The following is a 23,108-nucleotide window of genomic DNA, read 5'->3' as shown; positions in this document are numbered from 1 at the left end:
ATCGCGTACCTCTACTACGTTTTGTTCAAACTGGTAAAATACTGTCGTGCCCGCTGCATAACTTTGGGTGCGAGTATAAGCGTGGCAAACATCGTTGGGATCGCCATCAAGGCAAAGAAGGTATCGATCAGGTTGATCATAAGCTCTAAAGAGGTGGTTGCACCAATTAAAATACTGGCGATATAAAAGTAATTGTACCAGTGTTTTTGGCGTGTTCCAAAGAGAAACGCCAGACATTTGGTACCGTAATACGAATAGCTAAACAACGAGCTGATACTGAACACCGCGATACATACCAAAAGTACATAAGGGCCATACCCGGGAATGCTGTCGCTAAAGGCCTTTGCGGTAAGCGTAACACCGCTGGCTTCGGTAGTTTGCCAAACGCCGGTCACCAGAATACACAAAGCTGTAAGGGTACACACGATCACCGTATCTATAAAGGGCCCCAACATGGCCACAAGGCCTTCACGAATGGGTTCTTCGGTCTTTGCGGCTCCGTGTGCCATAGGTGCGGTACCAATACCCGCTTCATTAGAAAACGCACCCCGCCGTATACCCAAAACGATCAGCGCACCCAACACACCACCAAACATAGGGTCACCGGTGTAATTGTTGGCTGCAAACGCATCGGTAAAGATCAATTGTAGATAGCGTGGTACTTCTGCTGCGTTTAGAATTAAAATAGCGAGCACCGCAATAAAATACAGCATAACCATCGCAGGCACCAGTTTACTCGCCGTTTTACTAATGCGGTTGAGTCCGCCCAGGATAACGATCCCGGTAATGACTGCCAATACGATGCCGATGCCCAGATCGGTAGTGAAACCCTTTTCAATTCCGTTAGGCACCAGTAAAATATCATTGACGGCTTGGGTGAGTTGGTTTACATTAAAAACCGGCAAGGCACCCACGAGTCCGGCGATACTGAAAAACACCGCCAGCGGTTTCCAGGCTTTGCCCAGACCTTCAGTAATAAAATACATAGGGCCGCCTTGAAGCGTTCCGGAGTCGTCTTTTCCACGGAACAGAACCGCTAAGGTACAGGTAAAGAATTTGGTACTCATCCCCACCAAGGCACTGATCCACATCCAAAACACCGCACCGGGACCACCTACAGCAATGGCTACAGCAACACCGGCAATATTGCCCATCCCCACGGTACTGGACAAAGCCGTCATTAAAGCCTGAAAGTGACTGATCTCCCCGGGATCATCAGGATTATCATATTTCCCACGCAACACCTGAATGGCGTGGCCAAAGTATTTGAAGGGCAAAAACCGTGAATAAATCAGCAGACACAGTCCGCCGCCTATTAATAAAAACAGCAGTGGTAAACCCCATACAAACGAGGCAGCTTCAGCAATCCAATGATTTAAAACATCCATACGGGTGTAAGTTAATTATTTAAACGGAAGTAAGCCTTAGCCAATAATTCTCCTTTGGCGGCGCCAACAAGCTAACTCACGGTAAAACCTTGAGGAACGCGTTAAAAACAAATTCTAGTTTCGAGGCAAGCGATAGTCTTTATTTCCATTGGTAAAACCAATGAACTACCTCGGGCTAAAACTTCAAGGAATTCGTTGAAAATAATCTTTAAATTTCAAGGCAAGCCTTAGCCATTAATTCCCTTTGGCGGCGCCAACAAGCTACCTCACGGCAAAACCTTGAGGAACGCGTTAAAAACAAATTCTAAGTTCGAGGCAAGCTTGGGGCTATTATTCCCATTGGCGGCGCCAAAAAAAACCGAAAAGAGTGATACGTCTTTTCGGTTTGTAACTGTTTAGATGGCTCTCAAGCTTATGCGTTCAGGTAGTTCAACACATTGGTTTCAATACGCTTGTCAATATCCGAAAGGTCTGCCTTTACAAAAGGCTCCCCGGTAATATTCTCATACAACTCGATATAACGCTCAGAAACGGTCTCGATGTATGCATCAGTCATCTCCGGTAAGGTTTGTCCTTCTAAGCCCTGAAAACCGTTGCTTATGAGCCATTGGCGCACAAACTCTTTAGACAATTGCTTTTGCGCCTCCCCTTTTTCCTGACGCTCGGCATAACCGTCTGCATAAAAGTAGCGTGACGAATCTGGCGTATGTATCTCGTCGATAAGTACGATCTCCCCATCAGCCGTTTTACCAAACTCATATTTGGTATCTACAAGAATGAGTCCGCGCTCGGCAGCGATCTCTGACCCACGCTGAAAAAGCTTCCGGGTATAATCTTCTAATACCGCATAGTCTTCCGCAGAGACAATTCCGCGTTTCAAAATATCTTCTTTAGAAATATCCTCATCGTGATCACCCATTTCGGCTTTAGTCGCCGGAGTGATAATAGGCTGCGGAAACTTATCGTTCTCTTTCATTCCTTCCGGTAGCGGTACCCCGCACAGCATACGCTTTCCGGCTTTATATTCGCGCGCCGCGTGCCCGCTCATATAGCCACGAATCACCATCTCCACTTTAAAAGGGTCGCACTTCTTCCCTACCGCCACATTAGGATCTGGCGTCGCTGCCAGCCAGTTGGGCACAAGGTCTTCGGTATCGCGCATCATTTTAGTTGCGATCTGATTGAGGATCTGTCCCTTGTAAGGGATTCCCTTAGGCATCACTACGTCAAACGCGCTCAGGCGGTCTGTTGCGATCATTACGAGTAGGTCGTTGTCAAGGCTGTACACTTCGCGCACTTTACCTTTATAAACATGAGTCTGTCCCGGAAAAGTATAATTGGTATCCGTTATGGTTTTATTTGACATGGTATGTATTCTAGATTTAATCTCTGTTTTCTATGGCTTTATAGGCTGCGATCACTTTCTTCACGAGACGGTGACGTATCACATCTTTATCGTCCAAATAGATCATTCCTACGCCATCTACATCTTTAAGCACTAAGAGCGCTTCTTTGAGTCCGCTGATCACGCGACGCGGAAGATCGATCTGCCCCGGGTCACCGGTGATCAGGAATTTGGCGTGTTTCCCCATACGGGTTAAAAACATCTTCATCTGTGCGTGAGTGGTGTTTTGCGCTTCATCAAGGATCACAAAGGCATTGTCTAAAGTACGCCCGCGCATAAACGCCATAGGGGCGATCTGGATCACGCCTTTCTCGATAAAGCTTTCCAACTTCTCGTGCGGAATCATATCACGCAACGCATCGTACAACGGCTGCATATACGGATCTAATTTTTCCTTCAGGTCTCCGGGTAAAAAGCCCAGGTTCTCGCCTGCTTCTACCGCAGGACGCGTAAGAATGATGCGTTTTACTTGTTTTTCCTTTAAGGCTTTTACAGCAAGGGCAACTCCGGTATAGGTTTTACCGGTTCCCGCAGGACCTATGGCAAAGACCATATCGTTCTTGCGCGCCATATCAACCAGTTTGCGCTGGTTGGCCGTTTGTGCTTTGATGAGCTTTCCGCCAACGCCGTGTACGAGAATCTCTCCACTTTGGGGGGAGGTCTCATAATCTTCGCGGCTGTCACTGGTAAGCACACGCTCGATCATATTCTCATCAAGCTTGTTGTATTTGGCAAAATGCTCGAGCAGCATGGTGATGCGTTTATCAAACTCTTCCAGCAGATCTTCATCTCCGTAGGCCTTAATATGATTGCCCCGGGCGACCAATTTAAGTTTGGGAAAGTACTTCTTAAGAAGTTCTATGTTCACATTGTTTTGACCAAAGAATTCCCTTGGTGTGATCTCTGAAAGTTCGATGATAAGTTCGTTCAAAAGCGGAAGAATTTTATAAAAAAACTAGTTAATTATCTTTAGTTTTGTGCTCTAACAAATGTAACCAAATTTAGTAACTATCCTCCCTAAAAATATCAACAAAACCACCTATGCCAATACTCACCTTAACCACAGATTTCGGCTTAAAAGACCATTTTGCCGGCGCGGTTAAAGGGGCCATTTATAGTGAAATGGCTGATGCAAAGATTGTTGATATCTCGCACAATGTCTCGCCCTTTCACATTACCGAAGCTGCATACATCATTCAAAATGCATATAAAAACTTTCCTGACGGAACGATACACATCATTGGGATCGACTCAGAGCAGAACCCCGAGAACAAACACATTGCGGTAAAACTCGAAGGACAGTATTTTATTTGTGCCAACAACGGCATCATGTCTATGATCACACGTACCATCGTACCTGAGGAAGTGGTCGAGATCAATATTCACGACCGGATCAAAACCAATTTTACAGAGCTGGATGTCTTTGTACAGGTGGCTTGTCATATCGCCCGTGGTGGAACATTAGGTGTGATTGGTAAACCCATCAAGGAGATCAAAGAGATCACCGGGATTATGCCGGTGGTTCAAAACGATCAAAAAGGCATCAAAGGCAATGTGATCTACGTAGATAATTATGGTAATGTGATCACTAACATCACCAGACGCCTCTTTGAAGATGTACGTAAAGGTCGCAACTTTACCATTCAGGCGCGACAAGCAAGCTTTAAAAAGATCTATCAGCGGTACAGCGATGCCATCAATTTTGAGGTAGAAAAACACAAACGGGAAGAAGACGGTAAGAAGATCGCCCTGTTCAATTCTTCGGGCTATCTCGAACTCGCGATCTACAAAAGCAATCCTTCGACGGTGGGAAGTGCCTCTACCCTATTTGGTCTCGATTATCGCGATGCGGTAAGTATCACTTTTGAATAATTTATAAACCGAACACGATGCTGGTACGTTTTGTGAAAATGGAATTTCATCCTGAGCATATAGCAGAATTTATAGCGCTATTTGATGGCGTAAAGGAAAAGATCAGAGCGGTAGAAGGTTGTGAGTTTTTAGAATTATTACAGGGAACCGAAGCTTCTAATATCTTTTTTACGCACAGTTATTGGGAAGATGCACAGGCTTTAGAAGCCTACCGCCACAGCGCCCTTTTTAAAACGACCTGGGCCAAGACCAAACCGCTTTTTAACGCTAAACCCGAAGCGTGGAGCGTTGAAAAATTCGTAAGTTTACCCTAATCACGGATTTATTTTCCGAGATAACACAAGTAAACTATCTCAGGGCAAGCCAATGAGGCATGGGTTGAAAACGAATTTTCAATTTCGAGGCAAGCCTCGGAGTACTAAACCCTTTGGCGGCGCCAATAACACGAATTAAATCAATACAAAACAGAGAATACCGCAATTCATTTGGGTATTCTAAAAATACACTCAATGAAAACTATCGCAGTAATTGGTGCAGGAACCATGGGGAACGGCATCGCACATACTTTTGCTCAAAACGGATTTAAAGTAAACCTGATCGATGTATCTGATGCAGCTTTAAAAAAGGGAATCGCTACCGTAACTAAAAACCTCGACCGTCAGGTTGCTAAAGAAGTACTTACCGAAGCTCAAAAAAACGATACCCTCTTAAACATCGCCCTCCTTACCGATCTAAAAGAAGGCGTGAGTACTGCCGACCTTGTGGTGGAAGCAGCCAGTGAAAAGTTAGCGATCAAACTCGATATCTTTGAAAAGCTAGACAACTTTTGCAAGCCCAACACCATACTGGCGAGTAACACCTCTTCTATTTCAATAACTCAGATCGCTGCCGCTACTCAACGCGCAGAACAAGTGATCGGGATGCATTTTATGAATCCGGTGCCGGTGATGAAACTCGTGGAGATCATCAGCGGGTACAGTACCTCTAAAGAAACCTTAGCGACGGTAACCAAACTTGCCGAGCAACTGGGTAAAACTCCGGTTCCTGTGAATGATTATCCGGGCTTTGTAGCCAACCGTATTTTGATGCCCATGCTTAACGAAGCGATTGAAACTTTATACAATGGTGTTGCCGGTGTGCAGGAGATCGATACGGTGATGAAATTAGGAATGGCACATCCTATGGGGCCTTTACAGTTAGCCGATTTTATTGGTCTGGACGTATGTTTATCTATTCTTGAGGTAATGTATGACGGCTTTAAGAATCCGAAATATGCACCGTGTCCGCTACTTGTAAATATGGTTCGTGCCGGAAAACTCGGTATCAAATCAGGCGAAGGATTTTACGATTACAGTGAAAGCAAAAAAGCAGAAACGGTATCCGCTCAATTTCAATAACCTGTGGTTAAATCTAAAATCGCCTGGCTGGGCGTATTTTGTTTTGCAGCCTTTATCTTTTTAATGGCGATCTGTATATTGGTACTCACGGAGCAATTTGAAGTTCTGGATGGCTTCAGTTTGTTTGGAATGACGGGTTGCTTTCTTTTCTGCCTCTATTTTTTGCTTACCGAATTTAGAAAACGTGCAGATGTGATCCTACTTTCAGAAGCACAAATCGAAAGACGCAGGTATTATGGGATTGGTCGCAGGGAAAAGTTTGATCTAAACGAAGTGGATGGCTTTACTGAAATGGACTATTATTCTAAAAAGTACCTGCATTTAATTCAGAATGGAAAACGCGTAGCCTGCTGCAGTAACTTTCATATGCGCAATTATGACGAAGTGAAGAACGCTATGCGGGATAAATTGCTCTTCTTCGGTCAAGAACCTTATTCTTTAAAAGCTGAAGTTGCATATTTATTAAAATTATAAGGAACTTTGGGCTGAAGCCTTTCAGCAAAATACGTTTTAATGCCAAAGATCATTCCTTTCAGAGCCGTACGGCCTACCCGCGACAAAGTGAGTTTAATCGCTTCGCGCTCGTATGACACCTATACCAAAGCAGAGCGTAAAGCCCGTTTAGACAATAACCCATATTCCTTTTTACATATTGTAAATCCCGGGTACAAATACCACAAAGAATTGAGCGGGCAAGAGCGCTTTCAACTGGTGCGCAACCGTTATTTAGAGTTTAAAGAAGAAGGTGTTTTTATTGAAGAAGCGCTTCCGGCGTTTTACGTGTATAAAATTGTAAACCGCGACAACGAAACTTTTACAGGGATCATAGGTGCTGCAAGTGTTGCTGACTATAAGAACAATTATATCAAGCGCCACGAAAATACCATACAAGCCCGGGAAGAGGTCTTTAAAGACTATTTAAAGACGACTGGTTTTAATGCTGAAGCCGTGTTGCTCACCCATCCAGACTTTGTACCTCTGAATGCGATTTTTGAAGAAGTGATGCGTGCTCGAGCGGAGTACGAATTTACCACCACCTATCGTGACACCCATTATTTATGGCCGGTAACCGAAGAACGCCTGGTTGAAAAGATAAAGGCCATCTATGCCGATATGCCCGAGCTGTATATCGCCGACGGACATCACAGGTCGAGTTCGTCTGCACTGCTTTCAGATGATTTGGATGCCGCTGAAACTCCGGGCGAGGCGCATAAGTATTTTATGACCTACATTATTCCGGAGTCGCATTTGCGCATACATTCCTTCAGCAGGATGATCACAGATCTTTGCGGTATGGATAAAGATAGGTTCCTGATCAAGTTAGATTCTATATTTAAAATTGAAAACCGCGGAGAGGAATATATTCAGCCTTCAAAAGTGCATCACTTCAGTATGTATCTCGAAGGGGACTTTTACACTTTAGAATTGCGCAAACAGTACCGCAATTTCAAAAATGCACTCGAAGGTCTGGATGCGCAGATCTTATATGACCTGGTACTCAAACCGCTTTTAAAGATTCAGAATCCGCGACAAGATGCACGTTTGGCTTATGGTAAGGGTAAAAACGATATGCTAGGTGCAAAAGAGAAAGTAGATCGCGGTACGTATGCTGTGGCATTTGGTTTGTTTCCGGCTACGGTTCAACAAATTAAAGACATCTCTGACGAAGGTTTGACAATGCCTCCAAAGTCTACCTTTATTCAACCCAAACTGCGCAGCGGGGTTACGATTTATGAGTTTATGTAGTTAGCATAGCCCATAACAAATACGTAACTTTACGTCATTGTGAAAGCACAGTAATCTATGGCTGATATAACGCAGAACTTAAAACAATTCAAATCTGAATTACCGGAGGACGTCACTCTCGTAGCGGTTTCTAAAACCAAACCTAACGAAGATCTACAAGAAGCTTACGATGCCGGTCAGCGTATTTTTGGTGAAAACAAAATACAGGAAATGACCGATAAGTGGAAAGCGCTTCCTAAAGATATTCAATGGCATATGATAGGTCACGTACAGACCAACAAGGTCAAATATATGGCGCCTTATGTAAGCTTGATTCACAGTGCAGACCGTCTCAAACTCTTTAAAGAGATCAATAAAGAAGCGAAGAAAAATGAGCGTGTGATCGATGTATTGCTTCAGGTAAAAATCGCCGAAGAAGACAGTAAGTTTGGGATGCCGCCGGAAGAGGCTAAAACTTTTCTAGAAGAAAATAAAGCCGCCAATTATCCTAATGTAAATATTGTGGGACTCATGGGAATGGCTTCTTTTGTTGACGATGAAACACAGATTAAGCGCGAATTTGCCCAACTTGAGAAAATTTACAATACTTTTAAGGAGCAGTATGCGTTTAGCGTGCTTTCTATGGGAATGAGTGGTGATTATAAACTTGCCCTGGAATACGGCAGTACTATGGTACGTGTGGGAAGTGCGATCTTTGGTGCCCGCAATTACAACTAAATACTAATTATAAAACTAGAGCTACACCGCCTATGTATGCAATTCTCGATCTAGAAACTACCGGAGGAAAATATAATGAAGAGGGAGTTACCGAGGTTGCTATCTACAAATTTGACGGACATAAAGTAGTAGATCAATTCATCAGTCTGGTAAATCCTGAGCGGCCTATACAGGCCTTTGTGGTAGGACTTACAGGTATTAATAATGCGATGTTGCGCAATGCCCCTAAGTTTTATGAGGTCGCCAAGCGTATTATTGAGATCACACAAGACTGTATCATTGTTGCTCATAATGCTCAATTTGATTACCGAATACTTCAATTAGAATTTGATCGTCTAGGCTACGACTATCAGCGCAAAAGTTTGTGCACCGTAGAACTCGCTCAAGAGTTACTCCCCGGTCAAGAAAGTTACAGTTTAGGAAAGCTGGTAAGAAACTTAGGGATCCCGATTACCGATCGGCATCGTGCTAATGGTGATGCCTTAGCTACGGTTAAACTCTTTAAATTATTGCTTGCCAAGGACTCTAAGAAAACGATTATTCAGGAAGCGGTTAAGCTTAATCCACGTAAACAAATAGACACCAAACTGCGGGATATTATTGCAGATTTGCCCAGTACGACCGGCGTATATTATATGCACAACGCAAACGGAACTGTGATCTATATTGGCAAAAGTAAAAACATCAAAAAACGCGTCAATCAGCATTTTACAAGTGACCATCGTAAAGCAAAAAAAATTCAGGAAGATGTTGAAACGGTAAGTTATGACGAAACCGGTAGCGAACTTGTGGCTTTGCTCAAGGAAAATGAAGAGATCAAAGGCATCAAGCCCCGTCATAACAGAGCCTTGCGGAGAACGAAGTTCAAAACGCAAATGGTGCAATTTATAGACGATGCCGGTTACATCAATCTAAAATTAGAAAAGGCAAATCCTAATACAGAAAGCATTACTACGTTTGCAACGAGTCATTCTGCTAAACAATATCTAGAGAAAATGCTTGCAGAATATAATCTGTGTCAAAGCAAAATGGGTCTGCATCAAACCAATGGAAATTGTTTCAATTATACGATTAAGGAGTGTGAAGGCGCTTGTGTAGGGGAAGAAGCACCAGAACAATATAATGAGCGGGTGCAGCAGTTTATAAGTAAACATAGTTTTGAAAATAAAAACTTTTTGATCATTGATCGTGGTCGCAGTGTAGACGAGCGCAGTGTGATCTTGATTGAAGAAGGACAGTTTAAAGGCTACGGATTTTATAATTTGAATTTTCAGATCAATAACTTAGAGATCTTAGAACGTATTATCACCCCGATGCACGACAATCGTGATGCTCGGCATTTAATACAAAGTTACTTACGCACACGCAAAGTCATCAAAACCCTAGAATTGGCCGAATTAGAAAAATAATTTAGAAAGTCTGTTGACACAACCTCAAAAACATACCTGGAAAACAAAACTTCACGAAGTAATCTATGAAGCAGATACTCCTGCCGGAAAATCCTTTGATGTGGTTTTGCTTATTCTCATCTTCCTGAGTATAGTGCTGGTTATGCTTGAAAGTGTAGCACCACTTCAGGCAGAATATGGTGACTATTTTTATTTAGGAGAATGGATCATCACCATCTTTTTTACTGTTGAATATATTTTAAGGGTGATTTCCATAAAAAAGCCTTCTTCTTATATTTTTAGTTTTTATGGGTTGATCGATCTCATCTCGACCATCCCTTTATATTTATCGTTTTTTATCGTGGGAACCAACGCCTTGCTTACCATTCGTGCTTTGCGTTTGCTACGGGTTTTTAGAATACTTAAAGTAACGCGCTACATTGGGGAAGGAAATAAACTGGCAAAAGCCCTTAAGGACAGCAGACCTAAAATTCTGGTATTCCTCTTTGCGGTAATGATTTTATCTGTGATTGCAGGAACCCTTATGTATATTGTAGAAGGTCCCGAACACGGTTTTAAAAGTATTCCTGTGAGTGTCTATTGGTGTATCGTAACCCTAACCACAGTTGGTTTTGGAGATATTGCTCCGGTAACAGCGCTGGGTCAATTTATCGCAACCGTAATTATGGTAATGGGGTATGGAATCATTGCGGTTCCTACAGGAATCGTAAGTGCAGAAATGGCCAAAGGGGGACAACCCGAACCAGAGCCCAATAAACTGCACCTTAATACCCAAGTTTGTCATAATTGCGGTGCAAAAAAACATCAAGACCACGCTAAGTATTGTCACAACTGCGGAAATAGTCTTCATTATGAGTAAACTACCTCAGGGCAAGTCCCAGAGTATTAATCCCTCTAGCGGTGCCAATAAACTGCTTATCGCTGTGGTAGGCCCAACGGCCATAGGTAAAACCGCCTTGGGAATCAAACTGGCCAATTATTTCAATACCGAAATCCTATCGGCAGATTCGCGTCAGTTCTTTAAGGAAATGACTATTGGTACCGCTGTTCCTGATGAAGAAGAACTTGCTGCCGCAACCCATCATTTTATTCAGCATATTTCAATTGAAGAAGAGTATAATGTGGGGCTTTTTGAGCAGGAAGCGATTCAAAAGCTAGAGCAACTTTTTAAAAAGCACGATGTTGTGATTATGGTTGGCGGATCTGGACTGTATGTAGATGCAGTCATCAATGGATTGGATAAATTTCCAGATGTAGATCCGGAAATTCGTACTTCGTTGCTTGCGCAGCTAGAAGCAGATGGTATTGAAGCTTTACAGCGACAGCTACAAACATTAGATCCTGAACATTATGAAAAGATCGATCTGCATAACAAGCAACGCCTCGTTCGCGCACTTGAGATTTGTATAGGAACCGGTAAACCCTACTCCTCCTTTTTAGCTAAGAATACGATAAAGCGCCCTTTTCAAACCTTAAAAATTGGTTTGCAAGCTGATCGCCAACTTATTTATGATCGCATCAATAGAAGGGTTGATCTCATGATTAAAAAGGGCTTGATAGCAGAAGCTGAAGCCTTATATCCTAAAAAAGAGTTGAATGCGTTACAGACGGTGGGATACCGGGAATTGTTCAGCTATTTTGCTGAAGATTTTGATCTTGAAACCGCAATTGAAGAGATAAAGAAGAATACCAGAAGGTTTGCAAAACGCCAATTGACCTGGTATCGTAAAGATGAGTCTATCGTCTGGTTTGAATACGATACACCGTTTGAAGAAATTGTAAAAGTGATTAATAACTGAAAGTTAAATCCTTAAATATTGACTAGAAACACTTTTTAATTTCGAGTCAGGCTTCAGAATATTAAAACTTTTAGCGGATTTAGTAAAAGAAAAAGTGCCTCAATAAAGAGGCACTTTTTTTACCACTATTTATTTTTCTTCTTCAGTCTTTACTACAAGACGGAAACCTTCACCGTGAATATTCAGTATTTCTACAGTATCATCACGTTTTAAATATTTACGCAATTTAGCGATGTAAACATCCATACTACGAGAAGTGAAATAGTTATCATCTCGCCATATTTTTGTAAGTGCTAACTCACGAGGCATCAAGTCATTCTCGTGCAACGCTAACAGACGTAATAATTCGTTTTCTTTAGGAGAAAGTTTGTTAGGCTCTTCATCTTTATAAGTTAAAAAGCGCAGTTTAGAATTCAGAAAGAAATTACCGATCTGGAATTCAAATTGCTTACTATCTGCAACTGAATCGGTAGCCTTACGTAACATGATTGCTTTAATTTTCATAAGCAACACCTCACTGTCAAAAGGTTTATTTAGGTAATCATCTGCTCCTACTTTATATCCCTTTAAGACATCTTCTTTCATCGCTTTTGCGGTTAAGAAGATAATAGGCACATCCTCGTTTTTCTCGCGTATTTCTTTAGCCAATGTAAATCCGTCTTTATAAGGCATCATCACATCTAGAATACAAAGATCAAAGTCGTCTTTTTTAAACTTCTCAAAACCTTCCATTCCATTCTTAGCATGAGTTACATCATAATCATTCATTGAAAGGTAGTCCTTGAGGACAGTTCCGAAGTTTGGATCGTCTTCTACGAGTAAGATTTTTTTGTTTTCAGTTTCCATATGTTTAAGATATTAGTGGTAATTTAATTATGAAGGTACTTCCCCGACCCTTGTCGCTTTGTACCCAGATTTGACCTGCATGGTCTTCTACAATTCGTTTTGCATACGCGAGACCTAAACCGTGTCCTTTTACGTTATGTATATCGCCGGTATGCTCGCGAAAAAACTTGTCAAATATTTTCTTTTGAACCTGTTTAGTCATTCCATCTCCTTGATCCCGGATCTTAACCAAAATAAAATTCTTTAGGTTCTCTGTATACACATCAATTTTAGGCGTGTCAGAAGAATACTTCACCGCATTGTCTAAAATATTAACCAACACGTTGGTAAAATGGGATTCATTAGCCAATACCGAAGTTTTAACCGCTCCCAAATGCGTGTTGATATATCCCTGACGGTCTTCTACGATCAGCTCAATATGGGTAATCGCATCCTCGATAATATCGTGTAAACTCAGACGCTCTTTCTTAATATCAAGCTCGTTCTTCTCCAGTTTAGAAATACGCAGTACATTTTCTACCTGAGCGTGCATGCGCTTATTTTCTTCCCTGATCATTCCCATATAGCGCGTTAACGCCTCCGGATTACTACTGATCTTGGGATTTTTAATTGCATCTAAAGCAAGGTTTATCGTTGCAATAGGTGTTTTAAACTCGTGCGTCATATTGTTTATGAAATCGGTCTTGATTTCTGAAATCTGACGCTGCTTTACGAGTTGCTGCAATGCACTACTATACGCGATCACAATGATCAACGTAAACAAAATACTTAAGCCTCCCATTCCTATTACTGAAGAAACAACAAATTTTTTCTCCCCCGGAAAGTTTGCGACCAACTGGTAATCGCTGTTTCCTTCTGCATCTGTAAATAAGGGCACGCTGAAATTCTGATCCGGTGATTCTAGATCAAAATCCTTAGAACGTACACTGGTCACCAGATTGTTGCTGTAGATCGCATATTCAAAATTGGTTTCCATATCGCGCTCTGCGAGTTCCATCGTAAGTAACCGCGACAAGTCTTCTTCGTCAACACGTTTATGTATAGGGATCTTGCGTGTAATATACATTACAGCTTGCTCTATATTATAACGCTCGATCTCACTTAGATCAGACATTCTGGTGAGAACCGTAGTACGGTCTACTTCAGATCGATCTAAATCATTCTTATCAATGATCTGGGTATATTGGCGTTGTAAATAGCGCTTAAATTTTATGCTATCTACTTCATAATCCAGAACCGGAGCACTCAATTTATAATCCTGCTCCACAATGCTGTTTCTAAAAATATACGATTCATTAGAAAGTGTATCTTCTTGTTTATAGATCAAATCGTATAAACTCACATCGTCAGGAACGCCAAGACTATCACGCATGCGCAATACCGGGTTGTACCAGGTATTTACTTCTTTCATTTGAATATCGTAAGCGACTTCTTTTAATACCTGTTTTGCGCTAAAAGCAAACTGCCCACGCTTCGCTTCGATACTATTTGAAATCCAATAGCCCTGCACAAATATGATGCCTATCAGAGACAAGCTCATCAGCACGACAAGGAGTACAAATAGATTTTTATTCATAGCCCAAATGTATGATTTTAACATTTAGCACTTTGCTGGTTTAACCAAATGTTAACAAGAATAAGCTATGTGTTTACGCGGTCTCGCAAGAGTTGAAGATGTATTTCTCCTGCCTTTTTTTTACTGTTTTCAAGATCTATATTCTCAATCACAAAGTCGGCTAACGGGATTTTTTTCGCATCATCCCATTGTTTATTTATGCGCTTTTCAATGTCCTCCGGAGTGGTCTGATCGCGTTTTAAAACACGATCAATTCGCAACTGTTTAGGTGCTGTTATTAAAATGATCGCATCAAGAGCATCGGCCGTTCCATTTTCAAAAAGTATAGCGGCTTCTTTTAAAACATAAGGCGCATTTTGCGCTTTGCACCAAGACTTAAAATGGGTTGCAACTGCCGGATGAACAATACCATTTAGTTGTTCTAATAATTGATCATCATTAAAAACCTTACTTGCGACATACTTGCGGTCTAGTTGCCCCTCTTGGTAAGCCTCCTCCCCTAAAAGAGCGGTAATGGCTTTCTTTAGGGATTCGGTATTCATTAAAGCTTTTGCCTCTGCATCTGCATAATATACCGGAATATCAAATTCTGAATTGAAATATGCGGCAATGGTGCTCTTACCACTACCTATTCCACCTGTGATACCTACGATTTTCATTTTACTAAAAGGTATTGCACGGTGCTCTCACTAAGCCTGATGTCTCTTACATAAGACGGAGCTTCTTTGACTTCAGGTGTCAAGGAAGTTGACAGGCTTTCGACTTGATCAAAATCAACTACGACCTTAAAGTCTGAAGATTTAACCAACTCGTAATTGCTCAGATTCACATTGAAAATAACATTAATACGCTTCGGAAACACCTTTGCTGTAACATTTGAAGGCACGTTGATCAACTGTAAAGGAACCGACACACTGCCCTCTGTAAATTTATCTACCGATAACGAGTACAATACTTTATCAGGTCTAATTTCAACCATAGGTATAGCTGCGTTAAAGCTAAGCTGAAGACTGTCTGAGACAGAATTTCGCACGTTTTCAAAACTGATCGCTTCGGTATACACTCGGGTAATGGTATCTAATTCAGATTGCGGACCTCTTAACGTAATGGTGTCAGGGTCGACTTTAAAACCTTCTAAACTCCCATAACCGGCAGCAAAACTGATAGCATATTCCGGGATCACAGGAACCCGTTTCTCAAAATTTTTATCCAGATCAAAAAAGACCGTATCGGGCTGAAATGAGGTGATATCACTTCCCGTCAAACTTCCTTCTAAAGCATCTTCTTCTGCATTAAAAACATAGTATGCTTTGCCATTTTTCTGCTGAAGTTGTGAGAGATCGATTGGGAATTTTTGAGAGAAGAATCGGTATTTGAAGTAATCATAACCGCTTGCTTTTCCCTTTACCTTAACCTGATTGGTAGAAGCTGACTTTAAAATCTGGTCATCTCCTAAGTTTTCAAAAGTGAGCGGGACCGTGACTGAAAAATTAAAGTTTCGGTTAAGCTTGATCATCACAGAAATTGCAGCAACCACCAGTAATATGGTTAGAAAAACCCTCAGGTTTGAATTTTTACCGCGATTTTTAGGATTAGCCATAGCAACTCTTTACGCTAAATTACTTAAAAAATAAGTGAGGATACTGTAAACGCGGGTCCTTTTTAAACCAACCTATCATCAGTTTTGATTTGATAAAAGCTACACCATACCCAACGAACTGAACCAGTACTGCCCATACACTCAAAAGACCAATTATCAGACTTTTATTTTGAAAGCTTGAATCGAGTGCTATAGTTCCCAAATACACAAAAAGAAAATAGCTCGGCAAGAAAAAACCAAAAAGCGCACTCACTGCGACCACAACCAATCCTAATGTAAAGAAACTTGGAAACCAAAAGGTCAAACGTGCCGTTTGCGGATGCCAACGAGTAAGAATAGGCCGTACGGCACCAAACTTTTTTACCTGCATATAAAACTTGGACCAGGAAATACGCCGTTTATGAAAGACATAAGCTTCAGGAATTAATTGGGAAGTATATCCCATTTGCCACAGTCGAATGCTTAAATCAGGATCTTCTCCCGGATGAATATTTCCAAAACCTTTTGAGGCTTCAAAGGCTTCTTTTGAAATCCCCATATTAAAACTACGTGGTTCAAAATTGGTAGACGTCTTTTTACGACCTCTTATTCCGCCGGTGGTTAAAAAAGAGGTCATGGCATAATTGATCGCTTTTTGCAAGGTCGTAAAATCTTCATGCGCCGCATCTGGACCTCCAAAAAAATCGGTATACCTTGCTGTAAGTGCATTTTCTACAGAGCTCAGGTAGTCTTCCGGAAGTACACAGTCGCTATCTAAAATGAGATAGTAATTGCCTTTGGCACGTTGCATCCCATAGTTTCTGGAAGCACCGGGGCCGGAATTTTCTTTGAAGTAGTACGAAATATTTAAATCTGTAAAAGCCTTCATCACTTCCTCTGAAGTTTCTGTAGAACCATCTTCAACAATCACAATTTCATAAGGTTGCTCATAGCACTGCGCGCGTAAACTCTCCAGAAGTTCTAAAACTTCCTGAGGCCTATTGTATACGGGAACCACGATTGAAAAATGCAAATTCATTGAGATCGTCTTCAGTAGGAAACTGCTGTAAATTTAAAATTTCGATTATAAAAAATGTCCGAAAGTCATTAGACTGTCGGACATTCTATTTTAAATACGCTTAAACTATTTACTCTTCTTCTTTTTCTACAAAAGCTTCCATAACAGCATCACTCACGCCCATATTGCTAAAGCCTCCATCGTGAAATAAGTTCTGTAGCGTTACTTTCTTCGTCAAATCTGAAAATAAGCTTACGGTATAATCTGCACAATCCTGAGCTGTTGCATTTCCTAACGGACTCATTTTATCTGCATAAGCGATAAATCCGTCAAATCCTTTAACGCCTTGACCGGCAGTCGTAGGTGTTGGTGATTGAGAAATGGTGTTTACACGTACTTTCTTATCTCTACCAAAGAAGTAACCAAAACTACGTGCAATACTTTCTAAATAGGCTTTGTTATCTGCCATATCATTGTAGTCAGGAAAAACACGTTGCGCAGCCATATAGGTCAAGGCTACGATACTTCCCCACTCATTCATAGCATCTTGCTTATACAATACTTGCATGGTTTTATGAAAAGACATCGCGCTTACATCTGTTCCTTTTTGTGTCCAGTCATATTTTTGATCGGTGTAGTGACGCCCTTTACGCACGTTGATCGACATCCCGATACTGTGCAAAACAAAATCAATTTTCCCTCCTAATTCTTCAACAGCTCCGGCAACCAGTTTTTCTAGATCTTCAACTGAAGTTGCATCAGCAGGAATAATTTTTGAACCTGTTTTTTCAGCAAGTTTATTAATACTTCCCATACGCATCGCGATCGGCGCGTTAGTCAAAACAAAGGTTCCTCCTTCTTCGTGAACACGTTCTGCAGTTTTCCAAGCAATTGAATTTTCATCCAAGGCGCCAAAGATGATTCCTCGTTTTCCTTTTAATAAATTATAGGACATAATAGTGGTTTAATTTAAGTAGTCAAATATACTGTTTTATTCATTGAGAAGTTGCCTTGCATGGTCAAAAGCTGCTTCAGACGAAGCCTTCCCTCCTAACATTTCTGCCAACTCAGCAATGCGCTCTTCTTTAGTAAGTACGCGAATTCCGGTGGTAGTTTTTTGTGCAATATCTTCTTTATACACTTTAAAGTGTTGCGCACCCTTACCTGCAATCTGAGGTAAATGCGTGATGCTTATCAACTGCATACGGGTCCCCATTGCCTTCATAATATTCCCCATTTTAAGTGCGATCTCGCCGCTCACCCCCGTATCGATCTCATCAAAGATCAATGTGGGTAATTGTGCATAAGCACTTAGAACTGCTTTGATCGCAAGCATTATTCGGGAAAGTTCACCACCGGAAGCTGCCTTTTTCAACTCCTGTGCTCGCATACCTTTATTGGCAGTGAATAAAAAGAGAAGTTGGTCTTTACCATTTTCTAAGAATGAAGTACTATCGGTAAGGCTCACCTCAAAACGTGCGTTAGGTATCCCAAGATCGGTTAAGATCTCTTCAAGCTTTTTGGTTAATGGAGTTATTGCTTTTGTTCGGTTTTGCGTAAGTACTTTTGCGCGCTCCTCAAGATCGAGTTTAGCCTCGGCGATCTCACGCTCTAAATTATGAATGGAAGCATCTAGATTATTTAAAGACTGTACTTCATCATCTAATGAATCGCGTATCTCGATGAGTGCTTCTACACTGTCTACATTGTGCTTTTTCTGAAGATCAAAAAGCAATTTTAATCTTTGCTCTAAACGCGTGAGTTCTTCAGGGTCTCCTTCAGTTTCTGAAGCTAAATCATTTATAGCTTCTGCTACATCGTCAAGTTCAATACTCACCGCTTCAAGCCGATCGCTCAATTCTTTAAGTTGCGGACTAAAACCTGAAAGTTTTGACAAGCGCAGTTTTGCGGTAAGTAGCATTTCGTTGACGCCCACTTCTTCTCTACCTAAAACCTGATAAGCTTCAGCAAGACCTTCGGTGATCTGCTCAACATTATTAAGTGCATCGTGAGCTTTTTCTAGGTGTTCTTGTTCGCCTGCTTTTAAGTTTGCAGCAAGCAATTCTTCTAACAAAAAGCTTTTATATTCTTCTTCTTTTTGCGCTTCCTCTTTTTGTTTCTGAAGCTTTTTAAGCTGTGCCTCTTTCTTGCGGAAATCGGTATAAATTCCTTTATAATCTGAAAGCAGACTTTGATTATCTGCAAAAGCATCTAAAACCTGAAACTGAAAATCTACGTCGGTAACCTCTAAGGTTTGATGCTGACTATGAATATCTACCAGACGCGCTCCTAAAGCAGAAAGTTGACTTAAGGTTACGGGCGTGTCATTTACAAAAGCTCTACTTTTTCCGCTTGCTAAAATCTCTCTACGCACAATAGTTTGCGCTTCATAATCCAGATCTTCTTCTTCAAAAAGAGATTTAAGTGCATACGCATTTACGTCAAAAGTAGCTTCGATGACACATTTTTCTTCAGGATTGCCAATGCTGCTCAAATCGGCACGCTTGCCTAAAATCAAGCCCAATGCTCCCAAGAGAATCGATTTACCGGCACCGGTTTCACCGGTGATCACAGTAAAACCGTCTTTAAAATCAAGGTTAACCGCTTCTATTAAAGCGTAGTTTTTAATCTGTAGATTGGTTAGCAACTAGCGAATACTTTAAAAATTGAAAGAAAATACCCAAGTAAAATGGGTTGTTAGCTTAAGCACAAATATAACAGAGTTTAGCGGCACTTTCAAAGATTTTAATGCCGTCTTATAATTTGATTTGCTGCCAGAAAGAAGACTTAGTTGGCGCCACTTTATTCAATACAGAAACAAGACTGCTCACGTTAACCTGTGGGCCACCAGAGAACATATTTGCAATCTCCTCTGCTTTGGTATCAAAAAACACCCGCGTCAAAAAGTTGTTAGGTCTGCTTGCATAGAGCTGGTTAAACAATTCTAAAGTTGCAGCAACACCTTGTTTTGCTTCCCGCGGATTGTCTGCCATATAATCCAATCCGTTTCTGTGATAAGCGTACATGATATCAGAAAAGGTTCTAAAGTTGGGCGAGAGCAAATCGTTGTTTAGTCTGAATCGGGTTTGCGTTCCGCTTTGCGGAGACCAACCTTCGGTCACCTGTTGCTGCGCCGTATTTACAATACGCAATGCTTCTTGAAAATAAGGTTCTCCCCCATTCAATTCATACGAAGCCGCATCCAGCCCAATAATAGTATATGCATAGAACGCAAGCACTGAGATCAAATTAGAATCAAAACTATTTGGATTGTAGTTTAAAGGCTGAAATTCTGTATATCTAAAATTGAATTGTTTATCATTAAAATTGAAAATAGGCGTGTTGTACGTGGTATTGAACACCGGTCTGGAAGATTGCACTTGAACCGAAGCCGTAAAATAATCTGAATCGATATTTGAAACAATGATCACCAGACTGCAATCAATTTTTTCTTGCTGCTTCACATTGAGATCAGTCCAAGTGGTATTGTTCATAAACTCGGTAAGTTCGGTTTTCAAAGTTCTAAAAACCTGAAGATTGCTTTGACCGGTTTGCTCAGCGTTAATGATTACCGAACAATTCAGCTCTTGCGCCTGAATAGGAAAACTCAAAAATAAAAGAGCAACAAGCAATCTAAGCATACATCAAGTTTTGAATCATGTGCAATAAATCTTTAGCGACTTCATCTTTAGGCTTCAATTCCTGTGGAACAACAGCACCAGACTTCGAAATGAAAGTTACTTTATTTGTTTCGGTTTTAAAGCCAGCTCCTTGATCATTTAAAGAATTGAGTACTATTAAATCAAGGTGTTTTCGCTCCAATTTGCCTTTAGCGTTAGCAACTTCATTTTCGGTCTCCAGAGCAAAGCCTACTAAAAATTGTTTCCCTTTAGTTTTACCCATATGTGCCAAAATATCTGTCGTTGGCTCCAAAGCGATTGACATCGAAGCTTCTTTTTTCTTGATCTTTTGGTTTGCAACTTGTGCCGGTCTATAATCAGCAACAGCTGCTGCTGCAATAGCAATATCGACCTTGTCAAAATTAGCCTGGACAGCATCCAGCATTTGTGCTGCTGAAGTAACGCGAATAACTTCGATTAAATTGTGTTTCAACTGAAGATGCGTAGGTCCTGAAATCAAAATCACAGAGGCTCCTAAGCCTGCTGCCGCTTCTGCAATCGCGTACCCCATCTTCCCGCTGCTATGATTTCCTATGAATCGCACGGGATCAATAGCTTCATAAGTTGGACCGGCAGTAATCAATACCTTCTTTCCTTTAAGCGGAAGTTTGTTTAAAATGTCATCTTCTACAAAAGAGACAATAGCTTCAGGTTCTGCCATTCTTCCTTTTCCCTCAAGACCGCTAGCGAGTTCGCCACTTGTGGCCGGAATCATGATATTTCCGTAAGAAATGAGTTTTTCAAAAGATTGATGGGTGCTTGGATGTTTATACATATCCAAATCCATCGCCGGAGCAAAATACACGGGGCACTTTGCCGATAAGTAGGTTGCTAATAATAAGTTATCTGAAGTACCGGAAGCCATTTTAGCAAGTGTATTGGCCGTAGCCGGAGCTATAACCAAGAAATCGGCCCAAAGGCCGAGTTCTACGTGGTTATTCCAAACAGCATTCTCGTTTTCTTCTTGAGTAAACGTAGAAAGCACTTCATTTTTTGAAAGCGTAGAAAGCGTTAACGGAGTAACAAAATCCTTGGCATCAGGCGTCATAATAACACGAACCTCTGCTCCTGCCTTGATAAAGCCCCTAACCAAAAAAGCCGCTTTATAAGCAGCTATTCCGGCGGTTACTCCAAGCAATACTTTTTTACCGCTTAGTATAGACATGACTACTCTGTTGCAGTCGTATCGCGGAAGTAAATTTTATCTTCAAGCCATTCTTGAACAGCCATTGCGTGTGGCTTAGGCAAGCGCTCGTAGAATTTAGAAACTTCTATCTGCTCTTTGTTTTCAAAGATTTCTTCAAGACTGTCGCTGTAAGTAGCAAACTCGTCTAGTTTCTCTAAAAGCTCTCTTTTAATTTCTGTATTTATCTGTGTTGCACGCTTAGCGATGATAGAAATCGCTTCGTAGATGTTTCCGGTAGGAGCATCAATCTCACTGCGGTTATGCGTTACTGTATTTACAGGTGCATCTAGATTTTTAACATCCATAATATTCACTTTATTTAATTAGGAATAATTTTCTAAAATTTGATCAATATCTGCTTTAATCTCATCGGCCTGAGCACGATACTCTCCTTCTGGGAAGTAACGGATCAAAGTCTCATACATTTCAATGGCTTCTTCTAATCGCGGCTTCACAAGCACATAAATACTTTTTGAGCCATATTGATACTGCGAATCTAACTTATAAAAAAACGCAGCTTCGCGAAAAGGAGAGCCCGGGTAATCTGATAAAAAGTCATCAAATGCCGAAATAGCCACCGGATAGTCCATAATCTTATGCCATCCTTTTGCGACCATATATGATTTTTTCTGAAGTTTTATACTCAACTCTTTAATACGCTCACTTGCATCGGCAGCGTATTCAGACTCAGGATATGCGGTAATGAATTGTTGTAAGTAGTCCAATCCTTTTTCAGTTTCAGACTGATCAAGCTGATAATTAGGTGATAGTTCAGCATAACTCACAGCAGCCTTGTACTGTGCTTCTTCTGCTTTATCTGAGTCAGGATAAGCAGAGACAAAACGGTCAAATTGATAACCCGCTAAATAATAATCTTCAACCTGATAGTGAGAATCTGCATAAAGATACATAATACGTTCTGCCTGTGGCTTACCACGGTAGGCAGGAACGATTTGTTCCCATAATTTTACAGACTTGCGGTATTTTCCGGCATCATACAAAGAATCTGCAAAAGAATACTTTAAGCCCATATCCTCAGATTTTAGGGCTTCTTGATATTCACTGCAAGATGCTAGTGAGATTACGGTTAATAGTATTACTAAAGTTTTCTTCATTAAGCTTAAAAACATCGGGCAAAAATAAGGTTTTTCTAGGGATTACAAAACTTAAAGACCAGTCTCGCTCAAGTATGTTGCAATATTTTCTTGCAAAGTGGAGGATGCAGCCACCAGCGGAAGCCTAAGCACCTCTTTGCAAATGTGTTTTTGAGCAAGTAAAGCCTTGATTCCTGCAGGGTTTCCTTCAGCAAAAATCAAATCGGCAGCAGGCATTAAGGTATAATGTTTTTTATAGGCTTCGGTATAATTCTCGTGCAATCCCTCTTTGATCATCAATGAAAAAATAGCCGGAACACCTTGCGCCAAAACTGAAATCACCCCATCTCCCCCGGCAGTCACTGTAGGTAAAGCCAAAACATCATCACCAGAAAT

24 protein-coding genes are annotated in these 23,108 nt (G+C 41.1%); 9 read left to right on the top strand and 15 right to left on the bottom strand.

The window, feature by feature from the left end; genetic code table 11:
• Positions 1–14: 14 nt before the first annotated feature.
• From MED217_RS08130 to MED217_RS08120, 3 genes are all read right to left on the bottom strand, one after another.
• Positions 15–1,388, bottom strand: coding sequence for an alanine/glycine:cation symporter family protein (locus MED217_RS08130; RefSeq protein WP_009780023.1), 1,374 nt, complete (start codon positions 1,386–1,388; stop codon positions 15–17).
• A gap of 412 nt (positions 1,389–1,800) precedes the next feature.
• The gene (locus MED217_RS08125; protein ID WP_009780022.1) at positions 1,801–2,754 is read right to left on the bottom strand and encodes a phosphoribosylaminoimidazolesuccinocarboxamide synthase; all 954 of its coding nucleotides are present in this window, start codon (positions 2,752–2,754) and stop codon (positions 1,801–1,803) included.
• Positions 2,755–2,770: 16 nt separating this feature from the next.
• The gene (locus MED217_RS08120) at positions 2,771–3,724 is read right to left on the bottom strand and encodes a PhoH family protein (protein ID WP_009780021.1); all 954 of its coding nucleotides are present in this window, start codon (positions 3,722–3,724) and stop codon (positions 2,771–2,773) included.
• A gap of 110 nt (positions 3,725–3,834) precedes the next feature.
• On the opposite strand from MED217_RS08120, the gene MED217_RS08115 reads away from it, so the two are divergent.
• From MED217_RS08115 to miaA, 9 genes are all read left to right on the top strand, one after another.
• Entirely contained in the window at positions 3,835–4,665 is an 831-nt protein-coding gene (locus tag MED217_RS08115) for an SAM hydrolase/SAM-dependent halogenase family protein (protein WP_009780020.1), read from the top strand.
• 17 nt (positions 4,666–4,682) lie between these two features.
• Positions 4,683–4,979, top strand: coding sequence for a putative quinol monooxygenase (locus tag MED217_RS08110; RefSeq protein ID WP_009780019.1), 297 nt, complete (start codon positions 4,683–4,685; stop codon positions 4,977–4,979).
• 195 nt (positions 4,980–5,174) lie between these two features.
• A complete protein-coding gene (locus MED217_RS08105) occupies positions 5,175–6,062 on the top strand; it encodes a 3-hydroxyacyl-CoA dehydrogenase family protein (RefSeq protein WP_009780018.1) in 888 nt (295 codons plus the stop codon).
• Positions 6,063–6,065: 3 nt separating this feature from the next.
• On the top strand, positions 6,066–6,536 hold the full coding sequence (locus MED217_RS08100; RefSeq protein ID WP_009780017.1) for a hypothetical protein: 471 nt from the start codon (positions 6,066–6,068) through the stop codon (positions 6,534–6,536).
• Between the two features lie 39 nt (positions 6,537–6,575).
• Positions 6,576–7,808 (top strand): DUF1015 domain-containing protein, encoded by a 1,233-nt coding sequence (locus MED217_RS08095; protein WP_009780016.1) that lies wholly within the window; start codon positions 6,576–6,578, stop codon positions 7,806–7,808.
• Between the two features lie 57 nt (positions 7,809–7,865).
• Positions 7,866–8,525 carry a YggS family pyridoxal phosphate-dependent enzyme gene (locus MED217_RS08090; RefSeq protein ID WP_009780015.1) on the top strand — a complete coding sequence of 220 codons (660 nt, stop codon included), beginning with the start codon at positions 7,866–7,868 and terminating at the stop codon, positions 8,523–8,525.
• Positions 8,526–8,557: 32 nt separating this feature from the next.
• Positions 8,558–9,934: an exonuclease domain-containing protein gene (locus tag MED217_RS08085; RefSeq protein ID WP_009780014.1), complete on the top strand. Its 1,377-nt coding sequence runs from the start codon at positions 8,558–8,560 to the stop codon at positions 9,932–9,934.
• A gap of 13 nt (positions 9,935–9,947) precedes the next feature.
• Complete coding sequence (locus MED217_RS08080) at positions 9,948–10,793, top strand: ion transporter (protein ID WP_009780013.1); 846 nt, start codon at positions 9,948–9,950, stop codon at positions 10,791–10,793.
• Entirely contained in the window at positions 10,786–11,733 is a 948-nt protein-coding gene (miaA, locus tag MED217_RS08075; protein ID WP_009780012.1) for a tRNA (adenosine(37)-N6)-dimethylallyltransferase MiaA, read from the top strand. Before MED217_RS08080 ends, miaA begins: the two co-directional genes overlap by 8 nt.
• Before the next feature lie 129 nt (positions 11,734–11,862).
• Here miaA and MED217_RS08070 read toward each other — a convergent pair whose 3' ends face one another.
• The 12 genes from MED217_RS08070 to MED217_RS08015 form a co-directional block, all read right to left on the bottom strand.
• Entirely contained in the window at positions 11,863–12,579 is a 717-nt protein-coding gene (locus MED217_RS08070; protein ID WP_009780011.1) for a response regulator transcription factor, read from the bottom strand.
• Positions 12,580–12,583: 4 nt separating this feature from the next.
• Positions 12,584–14,155: a sensor histidine kinase gene (locus tag MED217_RS08065; RefSeq protein WP_040532674.1), complete on the bottom strand. Its 1,572-nt coding sequence runs from the start codon at positions 14,153–14,155 to the stop codon at positions 12,584–12,586.
• A 65-nt stretch (positions 14,156–14,220) separates the two neighbouring features.
• Positions 14,221–14,814: a dephospho-CoA kinase gene (gene coaE / locus MED217_RS08060; RefSeq protein ID WP_009780009.1), complete on the bottom strand. Its 594-nt coding sequence runs from the start codon at positions 14,812–14,814 to the stop codon at positions 14,221–14,223.
• Positions 14,811–15,755 (bottom strand): CdaR family protein, encoded by a 945-nt coding sequence (locus MED217_RS08055; protein ID WP_009780008.1) that lies wholly within the window; start codon positions 15,753–15,755, stop codon positions 14,811–14,813. The genes coaE and MED217_RS08055 overlap by 4 nt, the downstream gene beginning before the upstream one ends.
• A gap of 19 nt (positions 15,756–15,774) precedes the next feature.
• Positions 15,775–16,773 (bottom strand): glycosyltransferase family 2 protein, encoded by a 999-nt coding sequence (locus tag MED217_RS08050; protein ID WP_009780007.1) that lies wholly within the window; start codon positions 16,771–16,773, stop codon positions 15,775–15,777.
• Between the two features lie 109 nt (positions 16,774–16,882).
• Positions 16,883–17,707: an enoyl-ACP reductase FabI gene (locus MED217_RS08045; protein ID WP_009780006.1), complete on the bottom strand. Its 825-nt coding sequence runs from the start codon at positions 17,705–17,707 to the stop codon at positions 16,883–16,885.
• A gap of 36 nt (positions 17,708–17,743) precedes the next feature.
• A complete protein-coding gene (gene recN, locus MED217_RS08040) occupies positions 17,744–19,399 on the bottom strand; it encodes a DNA repair protein RecN (RefSeq protein WP_009780005.1) in 1,656 nt (551 codons plus the stop codon).
• Positions 19,400–19,508: 109 nt separating this feature from the next.
• Positions 19,509–20,393: a type IX secretion system protein PorD gene (gene porD, locus MED217_RS08035; RefSeq protein ID WP_009780004.1), complete on the bottom strand. Its 885-nt coding sequence runs from the start codon at positions 20,391–20,393 to the stop codon at positions 19,509–19,511.
• Positions 20,386–21,597: a bifunctional phosphopantothenoylcysteine decarboxylase/phosphopantothenate--cysteine ligase CoaBC gene (gene coaBC, locus MED217_RS08030; protein ID WP_009780003.1), complete on the bottom strand. Its 1,212-nt coding sequence runs from the start codon at positions 21,595–21,597 to the stop codon at positions 20,386–20,388. The genes porD and coaBC overlap by 8 nt, the downstream gene beginning before the upstream one ends.
• Positions 21,598–21,599: 2 nt before the next feature.
• A complete protein-coding gene (locus tag MED217_RS08025) occupies positions 21,600–21,923 on the bottom strand; it encodes a DNA-directed RNA polymerase subunit omega (protein ID WP_009780002.1) in 324 nt (107 codons plus the stop codon).
• An 18-nt stretch (positions 21,924–21,941) separates the two neighbouring features.
• Positions 21,942–22,733: an outer membrane protein assembly factor BamD gene (locus MED217_RS08020; RefSeq protein WP_040533365.1), complete on the bottom strand. Its 792-nt coding sequence runs from the start codon at positions 22,731–22,733 to the stop codon at positions 21,942–21,944.
• A 51-nt stretch (positions 22,734–22,784) separates the two neighbouring features.
• On the bottom strand, positions 22,785–23,108 hold a 324-nt coding region (locus MED217_RS08015), incomplete at its 5' end, for a dihydrodipicolinate synthase family protein (RefSeq protein ID WP_040532672.1).

The organism is Leeuwenhoekiella blandensis MED217 (assembly GCF_000152985.1).
Lineage (GTDB): Bacteria > Bacteroidota > Bacteroidia > Flavobacteriales > Flavobacteriaceae > Leeuwenhoekiella > Leeuwenhoekiella blandensis.
This window is presented reverse-complemented; position numbering and strand designations above follow the sequence as displayed.